The 13,658-nt window shown below is 64.5% G+C and carries 15 protein-coding genes; 9 read left to right on the top strand and 6 right to left on the bottom strand.

Annotation, left to right across the window (positions count from 1 at the left end):
• Positions 1-54 precede the first annotated feature (54 nt).
• A complete protein-coding gene (locus HAP48_RS19305) occupies positions 55-1,713 on the top strand; it encodes an FAD-binding dehydrogenase (RefSeq protein WP_166211288.1) in 1,659 nt (552 codons plus the stop codon).
• A gap of 78 nt (positions 1,714-1,791) precedes the next feature.
• On the opposite strand, the gene HAP48_RS19300 is transcribed toward HAP48_RS19305, so the two are convergent.
• Together HAP48_RS19300 and HAP48_RS19295 are read right to left on the bottom strand one after the other, a co-directional pair.
• Positions 1,792-2,145, bottom strand: coding sequence for a hypothetical protein (locus HAP48_RS19300; protein WP_338028990.1), 354 nt, complete (start codon positions 2,143-2,145; stop codon positions 1,792-1,794).
• Positions 2,146-2,511: 366 nt separating this feature from the next.
• The gene (locus HAP48_RS19295) at positions 2,512-2,703 is read right to left on the bottom strand and encodes a winged helix-turn-helix transcriptional regulator (RefSeq protein WP_166211294.1); all 192 of its coding nucleotides are present in this window, start codon (positions 2,701-2,703) and stop codon (positions 2,512-2,514) included.
• A 274-nt stretch (positions 2,704-2,977) separates the two neighbouring features.
• Between HAP48_RS19295 and HAP48_RS19285 the strand changes: the two genes are divergently transcribed.
• Positions 2,978-3,328, top strand: coding sequence for a RidA family protein (locus HAP48_RS19285; protein ID WP_028339041.1), 351 nt, complete (start codon positions 2,978-2,980; stop codon positions 3,326-3,328).
• A gap of 89 nt (positions 3,329-3,417) precedes the next feature.
• Here the strand turns inward: HAP48_RS19285 and HAP48_RS19280 are convergent, their stop codons facing one another.
• Both HAP48_RS19280 and HAP48_RS19275 read right to left on the bottom strand, forming a co-directional pair.
• Positions 3,418-4,518 (bottom strand): alpha/beta fold hydrolase, encoded by a 1,101-nt coding sequence (locus HAP48_RS19280; RefSeq protein ID WP_166216241.1) that lies wholly within the window; start codon positions 4,516-4,518, stop codon positions 3,418-3,420.
• Positions 4,519-4,758: 240 nt separating this feature from the next.
• Positions 4,759-5,826 carry an aromatic ring-hydroxylating dioxygenase subunit alpha gene (locus tag HAP48_RS19275; protein WP_166211297.1) on the bottom strand — a complete coding sequence of 356 codons (1,068 nt, stop codon included), beginning with the start codon at positions 5,824-5,826 and terminating at the stop codon, positions 4,759-4,761.
• A 106-nt stretch (positions 5,827-5,932) separates the two neighbouring features.
• Between HAP48_RS19275 and HAP48_RS19270 the strand changes: the two genes are divergently transcribed.
• From HAP48_RS19270 to HAP48_RS19240, 7 genes are all read left to right on the top strand, one after another.
• A complete protein-coding gene (locus HAP48_RS19270; RefSeq protein WP_166211301.1) occupies positions 5,933-6,841 on the top strand; it encodes a LysR family transcriptional regulator in 909 nt (302 codons plus the stop codon).
• Positions 6,842-6,945: 104 nt separating this feature from the next.
• A complete protein-coding gene (locus HAP48_RS19265) occupies positions 6,946-7,647 on the top strand; it encodes an RNA polymerase sigma factor (protein ID WP_166211304.1) in 702 nt (233 codons plus the stop codon).
• A gap of 93 nt (positions 7,648-7,740) precedes the next feature.
• Positions 7,741-8,262, top strand: a complete 522-nt coding sequence (locus tag HAP48_RS19260) for a DUF4142 domain-containing protein (protein ID WP_166211308.1) — start codon at positions 7,741-7,743, stop codon at positions 8,260-8,262.
• A gap of 10 nt (positions 8,263-8,272) precedes the next feature.
• A complete protein-coding gene (locus HAP48_RS19255) occupies positions 8,273-8,593 on the top strand; it encodes a cupredoxin domain-containing protein (protein ID WP_166211311.1) in 321 nt (106 codons plus the stop codon).
• Between the two features lie 93 nt (positions 8,594-8,686).
• Entirely contained in the window at positions 8,687-9,049 is a 363-nt protein-coding gene (locus HAP48_RS19250; RefSeq protein ID WP_029077875.1) for a nuclear transport factor 2 family protein, read from the top strand.
• Between the two features lie 125 nt (positions 9,050-9,174).
• Entirely contained in the window at positions 9,175-9,972 is a 798-nt protein-coding gene (locus HAP48_RS19245; protein ID WP_166211314.1) for a helix-turn-helix transcriptional regulator, read from the top strand.
• 109 nt (positions 9,973-10,081) lie between these two features.
• Positions 10,082-11,251 carry a cytochrome P450 gene (locus tag HAP48_RS19240; RefSeq protein WP_166211317.1) on the top strand — a complete coding sequence of 390 codons (1,170 nt, stop codon included), beginning with the start codon at positions 10,082-10,084 and terminating at the stop codon, positions 11,249-11,251.
• 104 nt (positions 11,252-11,355) lie between these two features.
• On the opposite strand, the gene HAP48_RS19235 is transcribed toward HAP48_RS19240, so the two are convergent.
• Positions 11,356-12,285 carry a dihydrodipicolinate synthase family protein gene (locus HAP48_RS19235; protein WP_166211320.1) on the bottom strand — a complete coding sequence of 310 codons (930 nt, stop codon included), beginning with the start codon at positions 12,283-12,285 and terminating at the stop codon, positions 11,356-11,358.
• A gap of 25 nt (positions 12,286-12,310) precedes the next feature.
• Positions 12,311-13,477 (bottom strand): NADH:flavin oxidoreductase/NADH oxidase, encoded by a 1,167-nt coding sequence (locus HAP48_RS19230; RefSeq protein ID WP_166211323.1) that lies wholly within the window; start codon positions 13,475-13,477, stop codon positions 12,311-12,313.
• Positions 13,478-13,658 lie beyond the last annotated feature (181 nt).

Genomic DNA, 13,658 nt, shown 5'->3' with positions numbered 1-13,658 from the left:
TGACCGCATGCAATCGCGCGGTCTTCAATCGCCGCGGGACGGGGGGAATCAAACATGGCTGACGATGCGGATGTGATCGTGATTGGCGCCGGGCTGGCAGGCTTGGTCGCCGCAACCGAGATCGCCGACGCCGGCAAGCGCGTCATCGTGCTCGACCAGGAAGGGGAACAGAGCATCGGCGGCCAGGCCTTCTGGTCGTTCGGCGGATTGTTTCTGGTCGATTCGCCGGAGCAGCGCCGGCTTGGCATCAAGGATTCCGCAGACCTCGCACTGCAGGACTGGATGGGCACCGCCGGTTTCGATCGTGAGGAGGATCACTGGCCGCGCAAATGGGCGGAAGCCTATGTCGCGTTCGCCGCGGGCGAGAAACGCGACTGGCTGCGCGCGATGGGCCATCGCATCTTCCCGGTGGTCGGCTGGGCCGAACGCGGCGGCTACGACGCAATGGGCCATGGCAATTCGGTGCCGCGCTTTCACGTCACCTGGGGCACCGGTCCCGGCATCGTCGAGCCGTTCGAGCGTCGCGCACGCGAGGCCGCGAAAAGCGGACGGCTGGTGTTCAAATTCCGCCATCGGGTCGACGCGCTTGATGTCAGCAACGGCGTGGTCGACGGCGTGCGCGGCGTGATCCTGGAACCAACAGGCGTCGAGCGCGGCAAGAGTTCCTCGCGCAATGTCGTCGGCGATTTTAGACTTCGCGCCCAGGCGGTGATCGTCGCCTCCGGCGGCATCGGCGGCAATCATGATCTGGTGCGGCAGAACTGGCCGAAGCGGCTCGGCGAACCGCCCAAATTCATGATCTCCGGCGTGCCCGAACATGTCGACGGCCGCATGATCGGCATCACCGAAGCCGCCGGCGGCCGGCTGATCAACCGCGACCGGATGTGGCACTACGTCGAGGGCATCCAGAACTGGAACCCGATCTGGCCGCGGCACGGCATCCGGATTCTGCCCGGACCATCGTCGCTATGGTTCGACGCGTCAGGCAAGCGGCTGCCGGCGCCGCTGTTCCCGGGCTCCGACACGCTCGGGCAACTGCATTACATCACGGGCACGGGCTACGACTATTCGTGGTTCATCCTGACCCAGAGCATCATCAAGAAGGAGTTCGCGCTGTCCGGCTCGGAGCAGAACCCGGACCTCACGGGCAAGAGTTGGCGCATGACCATCAAGCGCGCCACCAACAAGGGCGCGCCGGCGCCGGTCGAAGCCTTCAAGCAGCACGGCGCCGATTTCATCGTGCGCGACAATCTTGCCGATCTCGTTGGTGCCATGAACAAGCTCGCTGGAAACGACCTGTTGCAGCTCGATGCCATCAAGACGCAGATCGAGGCGCGCGACCGCGAGATCACCAATCCCTACGTCAAGGATGCGCAGGTGATGAACCTGCACAATGCGCGCCGCTATATCGGCGACCGGCTGATCCGCACCGCGAAACCGCATCGGATCCTCGATCCCGAGCACGGCCCGCTGATCGCGGTGAAGCTCAACATCCTCACCCGCAAGACCCTCGGCGGCTTCGAGACCGACCTCGATTCGCGCGTGTTCGGCAATGATCACCAGATCATCCGCGGGCTCTATGCGGCCGGCGAAGCCGCCGGCTTCGGCGGTGGCGGGGTGCACGGCTATCGCTCGCTGGAGGGCACGTTCCTCGGCGGCTGCCTGTTCTCGGGCCGCAACGCCGGACGCGCGGCGGCGAAGGCGGTGGGCTAAGCCCGCCGGGGTAAACCGGCGGGCTTTGTTGTTGAGTCCGAATTTTCTTCAGGCTGTAGGTTTCTTCAGGCCGTCTCTTCAGGCTGTCTTGGCGAAAAGCGTCAGCACGCCGTTGGCGAGATTGACAGCGACAACCTGTGACGAGCTCAGGCCCTTCGCTTTAAGCGCGGATACTGCTTCCGCGGACCCCTCGATGGAACCCCGAAGGTTCCGCAGGTCGTCTTCGCTTGCCTTTGCTACGACAGCCTCGATCTTTGACCGGACGTCGGGCTGGAGGTCCTTGATGTTCACGACCTGTATGCTCCGGATGGTGGTGGACTCGTCAGACTGAGCCTGCGGCGGCGCCTTTGGTTGCGTTCCCTGCACTTGCGCCCAAGCAGGTGTTCCAAGCGAGAGCGCCGCAACGATGACGGATGCCGTAGAGATGCGCATGAGCATTCCTTTGGTTGATTGCCCCCAACATCCCGCGACAACGGACTATCCTTGCTTAAGGTTCCGGCCGGAAATCCGCTCGCTAGACTAGTGCAGTATAGTTATGGGACCGTCGCCGGGGGCGCTGCCAAAATATCGAAAACAACCCCATGCAAAGTAGCCGGCGGTGGCCGGCGTTCGACCAAGCAACTTGACACGTCGGGCAACTCAAGGATATTATTTCTAATATTCAGAAATTGCGCAAATGTCTCTCGCCCAAAGGCTGTCGCATATGGCATTTGCGGACTACTGCCACTGACGCTCCACGTCGCAGGCGGGAGAACGAACGCCCCTTAATTCGCGGCCACAGCCTAATCTCGTCTTGCTCTAGTCTGCCTCGGCGCTGAGGAAGCGGACGCCGAAGGTGCCGGCGTTGGCCTCGCCCCAATCGTAGAGCGCCTGCAGCATCGGCTTCAGCATCTCGCCGCGCTTGGTCAGGCAATAGCGCGAGGAGCCGCCGCCGCGCTTCTGCCTGACGAAGCCTGAATTGCAGAGATCGCGCAGGCGTTCGGTCGTCAACTGTCACACGGATCGACTCGGTCTGTCCGCAGGGACGTGACGTCGTGCTCTATCGGGTGAATGGCGGAGGTCATCGCATGCCCGGCCACTTCCCTGATGCGCATTTTACAAAACTGGCGGCCGCGCTGCTCGGACCACAGAACGGCGATATCGACGGCGCCGACACGATTTGGGCATTCTTTGCACGATTTCCGTGAGCGGCACTGCAAATTGCGCAGTGGCGGTGAGCCCCGCGGCGCGGTAGACAGTGCCCGCCATTCAAGTGGAGACCCAAATGAGCATTCAGCGTTTCGAAACCGGCCCGCGCATGAGCCAGGCCGTCGTGCACGGCAACACCGTCTATCTCGCCGGCGTCGTTGCCGGCAAGGCCGCGGGCGGCAGCGTCACCGACCAGACCAAGGACATCCTGTCGATCATCGACGGCCACCTCGCCAAGGCCGGCACCGACAAGTCGAAGCTTCTCAGCGCGACCATCTACATTACCGACATGAAGACGTTCCCGGAGATGAACGCGGTGTGGGATGGCTGGGTCTCGGAGGGTAACACCCCGGCCCGCGCCACCGTCGAGGCCAAGCTCGCGGCGCCGCAGTACAATGTCGAGATCATGGTCGTCGCGGCGAAGTAAACGCTGCGGTTAACGCGACGCAAATTGTCGCGACGGATATCGGATGCCCCGGATTGCAAATTGCAGTTCGGGGCATTTCATTTCGCACCTCACGCGCTGATCCGCGATCGCTCGCCCGCGGCCTCACCAAGATCGGACTGCAGCCAGCGGGCAATCCGGCGCCATGAACCGGCCAGAGCCCTGCAGCCCATGAACAGGCCGAGATGGCCACAGGGCTCGGTCTCCCTTCGCAGCCACGCGGGCGGCGTGCCCAACAGTCGCATTGTCGCAAATGCCTGGTCGGGCGGAACAACGATGTCGTCCTCCGCGGCGAGCAGGAAGGCAGGCAGCTTCACCGCGGCAAGATCGATCTTGCAGCCAAGCGCGACGAAGTCACCGGCCGCAATCCGGTTCTGACGATAGATCCAGTCGGTCACTTCCAGGTAGTAGGTGCCCGGCAGATCAAGCGTCTCGCTGTTCCAGCGCGTGAAACGATCGAGCAACGCTTGTGCATCCTCCGACTTGCCGTCGAGGCGCCGCTGCAGCACCGTTTCCACGTCAGGCAGGCTGAACGGAATGCTCCAGAGCTGCAGCATGTGCTTGCCACTGACGATCCCATCTCCCTGACGCACCATCGCCTCGAAGCCTTGCTGCGGCAGCGAGGCGACCATCCTGGAAAGCGCTGACGGCACCGAGACGTCGACCGGGCTGCCTGCAAGCACGAGCCGCCGTACCTTGCCGGGAAAGCGCGCCGCATAAAGCAACGACAGCCAGCCGCCTTGACAGAGACCTGCAAGGTCGACCGGCGGCCCGATCGTGTCGACGGCCACGTTGAGATCAGACAGATAGCTGTCGATCGAGAAGTATCGCATGTCAGGTGCCGCCGAGCGCCAATCCGTGAGATAGAGACGCGCAACACCCGCCTGCTGTAACGCCTCCATCAGGCTGTGGCCGGGGGCAATATCCGCGATCTGCGCGCGGTGCAGCGCATAGGGCGCGCAAACCAGCAGCGGCGGGCCTTTGACCGCGCTTGAAAAGTCCAGCACGCGCATCGACGGCAGTTGAAGCGCGACCGAGTGGGCCGTCGTCCAGGGCAGCGCCGCGTCGCCTGGCGCATCCGCCGGATCCGGCGCGCGATTGGGGTACCACTGCGAGTAGATGTCCAGCGCCAATCGTGTGGCTTCAAACGGCCACAGCCAGGCGTCCTGCATCCAGCTGGCGCTCGCACTTCGTTCCGATGGATCCGCCTTGTCGGGCAAGCTCATTCACCGATTGATCGTCACCAGGAAAGTCTGGCCAACGCAGGTCGAAGCCTTGACCCTGATCAGGGACCGACGTCAGGTCGAGCAGTCTACGCCAAACGAGCTGGAGCGGCAGCCACGCCGGGACGTCACGATCTCGCGATCCCGGCGCAGCTTGCGGTCTGGCTGTGACGGCCGTCGCTTCAGCGACTATGCCGCGCGTGCCGCGCCCTTCTCCGCATCGAGCCTGCGCGCGAACAGCCAGCGGAAATAGGTCAGCGGCGCATCGGCGCCGATCGCGAGCAGCTGATAGTCCGGATCAACGTCGAACACCTTCTGCTGGGCTTCGATGATGTCCTTGTCCTCATTGAAGGCCTCCTCAAGGGAATGCCGCAGCGACAGCGCGATGTTGGGGTTGTCGATGTCGAAGTCGTGCAGGTAATTCCAGAAGAAGTGCGTCGACGAGCGCGTCTCCGGCGTCATGAATTGCGCGTTGCGATATGAGCGCGTACCCGGAACCTGAGCGCCCTTCTCCACGCCCTGCCCGGCCGGCGCAAACGTGGTGTCGAGCGTGAAGATGCCCGGAACGATCATGCGGCCGATATTGCGGCGGTCGACCTTGTCGGCCCGGTTGGAAATCACCTTCTTGTGGTAGGGCGGCGCATCGGCGCCCATGTGCCAACGCTCGACGCGAAAACCGTCGTCCAGCTTCTCGATCGCGACCGGCTTGGTCTTGTAGGCGTATTCCTCGGAACCGCCGAGCGTGTTGGTGTGGACGAAGGCGAGATGCGCGAAGTCGCTGAGATTATCGACGATCAGGAGCCAATTGGCCTTGTAGTGCATGTAGCCTGGCAGGCCGCGCCATTTGGGATCTTCGAGCGGCGGATAATCCAGGATCAGTTTCGGATCGGCCTTCTCGGGATCGCCGGTCCAGATGAAGATCATGTTGTAGCGCTCGACCACGGGATAGCTGCGCACGCCGAGCTTGGCGGGGATCGCGTCCTGGCCGGGGATCTGGATGCATTTGCCGTCGGCCGCAAACTTCATGCCGTGATACATGCACCTGATGTCGTCGCCCTCGACGCGCCCCATCGAGAGCGGCGCGGCGCGATGGCAGCAACGGTCGTCGAGCGCGACCACCTTTCCGCTGGCGCCGCGGTAGAGCACGATCGGCCGCTCCAGGATGGTGCGCGCCAGCTTCTTGCCGTCGATCAGCTCGTGGTTCAGCGCCGCCACATACCAGGCATTGCGCAGGAAAATTCCGTCGTCGTCGGCCATCTCGCCCTCCCGATGCAAATTTGGTTGCGACGAGGTTAGGTGATTGCGATCCCCGGGATAATCCGATTTGGCTGGACACACTGTACCGCTGGATGGACAATCGGCCATGGAGTGGCGCGATTGGGAGCTGTTTTGCGAGGTTGTCGAGCATGGCGGCTTCACCGCGGCCGCGCGCGTGCTCGGACATCCCAAATCGAGCCTCAGTGCTGCGGTGCAGCGTCTCGAAGCCAATCTCGGGCTGCGGCTGATCGAGCGGACCACGCGACACCTGCGGCTGACCGATTCCGGCGAGACCATCTATCGCAAGGTGCGCCCGCTGTTCACCGCGCTGCACGACACCCACAGCGAGGCGCTGGCGATGAGCAGCGCGGTCGCGGGCACCCTGCGCATCAAAGCGCCCTACGAATTCGGCGCGCATCACGCAGGGCCGGTCGCCTGCGCGGTGATGGGCCGCTATCCGGAGCTCGCAATCCGGATCGATGTCGAGCACGACATCGTCAACCCGATCGCCGAAAACTACGACATCGTGTTCGCGATGCTGGAGACGCCGCTGCCGTCGGCCGGCATCGTGATCCGCCGCGTCTTCACCCTCGAGCGCGGCCTGTTCGCCGCGCCGGCGCTGCTGGAGAAGTTCGGCGAGCCGCGCACGCTGATTGAGCTGAGAAAGCTGCCGCTGTTGACCGGCCCGAGCGATCCGCCATGGGCGATCACCGCTCCCGGCGGTGCGGTCGAGCATCTTGCGGTCGACCGCGCGCGCCTCACCAGCTCGAATGCCCATGTCCGCCTGCAGGCGGCGCTCGCCGGTCATGGCGTGCTGCGGGTCACTGCGAGCTACACCCGCGCCGCGGTCGCGGGCGGCGAGCTGCGGCGGCTGTTGCCCGACCACGCCTGCGAGCCGCTGAACGTGCACGCGCTGTTGCCCGCGCGGCAATTTGTCCCGGCCAAGGTGCGCTGCTTCCTCGATGCGATGGAGGCGCATGCGCGGGGCGATCCGGAGGCCTATATCAGGCCGTGACCGCTGATTGACGGCTGTTTTGGCCCACCGCGATTTTCTCGGGAACCTGGCCGGCCCCGCGGCATCTAATGTCGATAATCAGTGAACGGTAAGGCGATCCAGCCATGCGCCAGGCCCGAGTAAAACACCCAGTAAAGCAACCCCCGCCGATCAGCTCTGGCGATGCCGAATTGGTGCAACGCGCGCTCGCCCGCGACGAGGCCGCGGTCCGCGCCATCATGCAGGCGAACAATCGCCGGCTGTTCCGGCTGGCGCGCGGCATCCTGCGCAACGACAACGAGGCCGAGGATGTGGTTCAGGACGCCTATGTGCGCGCCTTCACCCATCTGGACCAGTTCCGCGGCGACTCCAGCCTCTCGACCTGGCTGTCGCGGATCGCGATCAACGAGGCGCTCGGCCGCCTGCGCAGCAGGCACACAAGCGTGGAATGGTCCGAGCTGCCGAGAGGCGCCCTCGAGGCCCAGATCATCCAGTTCCCCTTGTCGTCAGCGGACGATCCGGAAAAATCCATGGCCCAACGCGAAATCCAGCATGTTGTCGAGCGCGCGATCGATGAACTGCCCGAGGCGTTCCGCCTCGTCTTCATCACCCGGGTGATCGAGGGCATGAATGTCGAGGAAACCGCTGAAATCCTCGCCCTGAAGCCGGAAACCGTGAAGACCCGCCTGCACCGTGCCCGGACCATGCTGCGCGACAATGTCGAGCGGAAGATCGGCCCCGTCGTAATGGAGGCCTTTCCCTTTGCGGGCAGACGCTGCGAGCGATTGACCGAGGCGGTCCTGAAACGGCTCGGCGCCACCGCATAGATTTTCGGGAACCCCTGCCCGTCCGCGCCATCCAACTCCTGTGCAAGCAAAACGTGCCGTGCGCTACGCCCGGCTCAACAGGAGTATCAAACCATGTTCGTTCGATTGAGCATCGCGGTCGCCGCGCTCAGCGTTCTCAGCGGAGCAGCGCTGGCACAGGGCGCAAAGCCGACCGATCCGCAGATCGCGCACATCGCCTATACCGCCGGCGTGATCGACATCAATGCCGCCAAGCAGGCGGAGGCGAAGGCTTCCAACAAGGAGGTCAAGGCGTTCGCCCAGGACATGGCGCGCGACCATGAGGCGGTGAACAAGCAGGCGCTCGACCTCGTCAAGAAGCTGAAGGTGACGCCGGAGGACAACGACACCAGCAAGGCGCTGTCGAAGCAGGCGGCCGACAAGCTTGCCGAACTCGGCAAGCTGACAGGCGCCGCCTACGACAAGGCCTATATCGACAACGAGGTCGCCTACCACAAGACCGTCAACACGGCGCTGGAGACGCAGCTGATCCCCTCGGCCAGCAATCCCGAGCTGAAGGGCCTGCTGCAGACCGGCCTGAAGATATTCCAGGGCCACCAGCAGCATGCCGAGCATGTCGCGGCCAGCCTGAAGTAAGGAGCGCGTGATGTCGCCTGGACGCTATCTCGCAACGCTGGCTTTGTTCGCGCTCGGCGCGACGGCTGTCCCGGCGCATGCGGCCACCATCCAGATCGTGATGGAGAATTTGGTGATCTCGCCGGCCGAGGTATCGGCCAAGGTCGGCGACACCATCGAATGGGTCAACAAGGACGTCTTGGCGCACACCGCCACCGCGAAGAACGGCGACTTCGATGTGACGATCGCGCCGAACAAGACGGTCAGGTCGGTTCTGACCAAGGCCGGCACGGTCGACTATTACTGCCGCTACCATCCCAACATGAAGGCGGTGCTGACAATCGCGCCGTAACTCGCGCGATGACCTCCAAGGTAATCGATCGATGCCTGCGAACCTTCGATAGTCCGGACAGCCGCACAGTCCGGCCCATCGAAGGAGAGCACCATGACCGACCACGCCACCATCGCCCGCAATTACATCGAGCTCTGGAACGAGCGGACGCCGAGCCGGCGTCGCGAGATGCTGAGCCAGAACTGGACCGCCGATGCGCGCTATGTCGATCCGCTGATGAGCGGTGACGGCCATGAGGGCGTCGACGCGCTGATCGCAGGCGTGCAGCAGAAGTTTCCGGACTTCACCTTCAAGCTGATCGGCGAGCCGAACGGCTTCGGCGACCATGTCCGCTTCTCCTGGGGCCTCGGTCCCGACGGCGTCGACAGCCCGATCAAGGGCACCGACTTCGCCATGCTGAAGGACGGCCGGATCAGGAGCATCACGGGCTTCCTCGACCAGGTGCCGGGCGCCTGACGCGACATACTTGCTTGACGCGTTTTCTTCACGCGAACCGTGCCCCACTTCGCTCGAAAACGCTATGGTCCGCTTCCACGCCGGTGATGTCGCTGCTAATCTTCCCGAAACACAGGGAGGACGCCATGAAGGCAGATTTCGCCTTCAAGACTTCTGTCATCAGCGACATCACGCCGGCGCTGCTGGCGATCGGCCGCGACGGCTTTCCGCACGCCCTGATCGGTTCGCTGCGCCGCGTCGCCGGTGTCGGCCACTGCATGGTGTTCTCGTTCACAGGCCCGCGGTCCGCCGCGTGCCTGCTCGACGTCGGCAACATCCCGACCGGGCGCGAGCTCGGGATCGCCTATTCCGAACATTTCCATCAGGCCGACCCGAACCGCGATGCCGTGTTCGAGGGACAGGCGCGGGCCACGCCGATCGTGCTGCCGAACTTTGCCCGCCGGATGTACAGCGACGGCTACCGCAAGATCTTCTTCGACGATTCCGACATCGTCGACAAGTTCGCCTCGGCGATCTGGACCGGCGACACCTGCTTCTATGTCAACTTCTACCAGATCACAGCGCAAGGCCGTTTCAGCCGCGAGCAGATCGCGCGGCTCGCCGCGGTCGCGCCCGCGTTGACGGCAGCGGTGGCGCGGCACTTCCAGCCCGACATGGCGCCGGATGCCGATCCGATCAAACGGCTGAAGACCCTGTTTGCGACCGCCGAACCGCTCGCCAGGCTGACCGGGCGCGAGAAGGAGGTTTGCCTGCGCATCCTGTCGGGCCTCAGCTCGGAAGCGATCGCCGCCGAACTCGGCATCGGGCTGCATTCCGCCCTCACCTACCGCAAACGCGCTTACGACAAGCTCGGCATCTCCTCGCAGAACGAGCTGTTCGCGATCGCGCTGCGCCTGATGGCGTCCGCACGCCAGCTGAACTGAGGGGGCCTTGAGCGGCGGCTTCCGTCTGTCCCCAACGGTGGGGACAGACCGGTGATGCATTCCGGCCTATGCTCGGTCCGAAACCTGAGGCCAACCTGAGATACACGTCGTGAGCACCGCTCCCCATTTCGACATCGATGTGCCAGCCTTCTGGCAGGACCCCTATCCGACGCTCGCGCGGATGCGCAAGCAGGCGCCGATCGCCTTCGTGCCGCAGCTCGGCAGCACGCTGCTGTGCAACCGCGACGACATCTTCGTCTCCGAGAAGCAGATCGACGTGTTCTCGTCGCATCAGCCCGAAGGATTGATGAACAGGCTGATGGGCCACAACATGATGCGCAAGGACGGCGATGCGCACATGAACGAGCGCAAGGCGATCTTCCCGGCCGTCTCGCCGAAGACCGTCAGATCGCACTGGACCGCGCAGTTCGAGCAGCATGCCGCGCGCATCCTCGACGAATTGAAGCCGGACGGCGTGGTCGATTTCGTGCAGGCCTTCGCGCTGCCGTTCTCGGCCCAATGCCTGAAGTCGATCACCGGCCTCACCAACATGCGCTTCCAGGACATGAACGCCTGGTCGCAGGGCATGATCGACGGGATCGCCAATTATGTCGGCGACCCCGCGATCGAGGCGCGCTGCCATGCGGCGACCTCGGGCATCGATGCCGCAATCGACGACATGGTCCCTAGGCTGCGCAAGACGCCCGATCTCAGCCTGCTCGGCGTGATGCTGCAAACCGACATGCCGATGGAAAGCGTGCGCGCCAACATCAAGCTCGCGATCTCGGGCGGCCAGAACGAGCCGCGCGACGCGATCGCCGGCACGGTGTGGGCGCTGCTGACCCATCGGGATCAGCTTACGCTGGCGACGAGCGGCGCGGTCCCGTGGCTGCAGGTGTTCGAGGAATATGCGCGCTGGATCTCGCCGATCGGCATGTCGCCGCGGCGGATCGCAAAGCCCTGGACGATCCGGGACGTCGCGTTCGAGACCAATGAGCGCGTGTTCCTGATGTTCGGCTCGGCCAACCGCGACGAGAAGCACTTTGACAGGTCCGACGCGTTCGACGTGCGCCGCGACGCCAGCAAGAGCATCGCGTTCGGCGCCGGCCCGCATTTCTGCGCCGGCGCCTGGGCCTCCCGCGCCATGGTCGCCGATGTCGCGCTGCCCGCGATCTTCAACCGGCTGAAAAAACTGCGCCTGATCGAGGATAAGCCGCCGCGGATCGGCGGCTGGGCGTTCCGCGGCCTGCTGGATCTGCCGGTGACGTGGGACGTCTAAAGCTTCGGTTCTGATAGAATCAGAACCGAAGCTCTAGCTCTTTTTTGACGCGTTTTCTTCACGCGAACCGGTGTCCACTTCGCTCGAAAACGCTCTAGGCGCGCTCACCGTCCCCAGCGCAGCACGACCGGATCGAGTGTCCGTGCGATCTCGATCAACCCGGCGCGGGTCGCCGGGTGCAGCGGCTGCAACGGGTGGCGCACCGTGTCGGACTTGATGACGCCGCCTTCGCGCATCAGGACCTTGCAGGCCTGCAGCCCGCATTGGCGGTTCTCGTAGTTGATCAGCGGCAACCAGCGCGCATAGGCCCGCACCGCTTCGTCGCGCCGGCCTGCAAAGAACGGATCCATGATCTGGCGGATGCCGTCGGGATAGCCGCCGCCGGTCATGGCGCCGGTGGCGCCGGCGTCGAGATCGGCCATCAGCGTGATCGCCTCTTCGCCGTCCCACGGGCCCTCGATCTCGGCGCCGCCCTTCTCGATCAGGCCGCGCAGCTTGTTCGCCGCCATCGGCACCTCGATCTTGAAGTACCTGATATTGGCAAGCTCCTTCGCCATCCGTGCCAGAAAATCCACCGAGAGCGGCGTGCCCGCAACCGGCGCGTCCTGGATCATGATCGGGATGTTGATGGCATCCGATAGCACCCGATAGAACTCATAGATGCCCGGCTCCGGCACGCGGAAGGTCGCGCCGTGATAGGGCGGCATCACCATGACCATGGCGGCACCGGCGGCTTCCGCCTCGCGGCTGCGCGCCGCGCACACCGCCGAGGAGAAATGCGTCGTCGTGACGATGACGGGAATCCGCCCCGCAACATGCTTGAGCACCGCATGCATCACGGTTTCGCGCTCGGCATCGGTCAGCACGAACTGCTCGGAGAAATTGGCGAGGATGCAGATGCCGTGGGAGCCGGCGTCGATCATGAAGTCGACGCAGCGCCGCTGGCCGTCGAGGTCGAGATTGCCGTTGGCATCAAAGATGGTCGGCGCCACCGGGAAGACGCCACGATAGGGACGCTTTGCGATTGATGTCATGATGACGACCTCTCAGGGCTTCATGTCAGATCTTGCGGAACGGCAGCGGCGGGCCTTCGAGCCTGCGCAGGCCCGGCTCGCGCCGCTCCAGCCACCAACCATATTGCTTCGGCCAGGACGCGAAAACCTCGCCGCTTCCGCCGCCAAGCGCAAGCTCGGCATGCAGCGGCCAGTTCGGATCGAACAGCGCCTCGCGGCCGATCGCGACCAGATCGGCATGGCCGTCCGCCAGAACATCCTCGGCCTGCTGCGGATGCAGGATCAGGCCGACTGCGATGGTGGCAACATCGGCGGCGCGGCGGATTTCGGCGGCATAGGGCACCTGAAAGCCGTAGCCGCGCGGGATCCGCGCCGCCGTCGCCGAGCCGAGCAGGCCGCCCGACGAACAATCGATCAGATCGGCGCCGCGCGCCCTGGCTTCCCGGGCGAATGCGATCTGGTCCTCGAGCGCGAGGCCGCCATCGATGCCGTCAACCGAGGAGATCCGTACCGACAGCGGCCGCTCCGCGGGCCAGGCCGCGCGCACAGTCTCGATGATCTCGAGCGGATAGCGCATCCGGCCGGCACGGTCGCCGCCATAGGCATCGCTGCGGCGGTTCGACAAGGGCGAGAGGAATTCGTGCAAGAGATAGCCGTGCGCGCAATGCACCTCGACGAATTCGAAGCCGGCCTCCACCGCGCGCAAGGTGGCGCGCCGCCATTGCTCGCGCAGCGCGGCGAGCTCCGCCACGTCAAGCGCGTGCGGCATCAGCCAGCCCTCTTCCATCGGGATCGCGCTGGGCGCCACCGTCCGCCACGGCAGGTCGCCACGGGCGCGGTCGGCCTCATCGAGTGCGGCATTGCCGTACCACGGTCGCTGCATGCTGGCCTTGCGGCCGGCATGCGCAAGCTGGATCGACGGCACGGCGCCGTTGTCCTTCAGGAAGGCCGCGATGCGCTCCAGCGGCGCGATCTGCTCGTCGTTCCAGATACCGACATCGCCATGAGTGATGCGGCCCTCGGCCGTCACCGCCGCGGCCTCGACCATCACGAGCCCGGCGCCGCCCTGGGCGAATTTGCCGAGATGCACAAGGTGCCAGTCATTGGCGATACCGTCGGTCGCCGAATACTGGCACATCGGCGAAATCAGGATGCGGTTTCGAGAGGTCACGCCGCGAAGCGTGATCGGCTGTAACAGAACGGGCTGCGACATCGGGACCTGCGGGAACGTGGTGGCGGGAAAACGGCCGCCGAAAGCTAGGCGGCGCGCCGCATCATCGCAAGCTGCACAACGGCGCAGGCGGCAGGACCTGGATGCATGCGCCGTGCACGCGATGGGCAATCATCCGAACCCGAAGCCCCGGGTGCAGAAATTTTTCCCGGTTGGTAAACAC

Source organism: Bradyrhizobium septentrionale, from assembly GCF_011516645.4.
Taxonomy (GTDB): Bacteria; Pseudomonadota; Alphaproteobacteria; order Rhizobiales; family Xanthobacteraceae; genus Bradyrhizobium; species Bradyrhizobium septentrionale.
The sequence above is the reverse complement of the archived record's forward strand: the minus strand, read 5'-3'. Positions and strand labels throughout refer to the sequence as shown.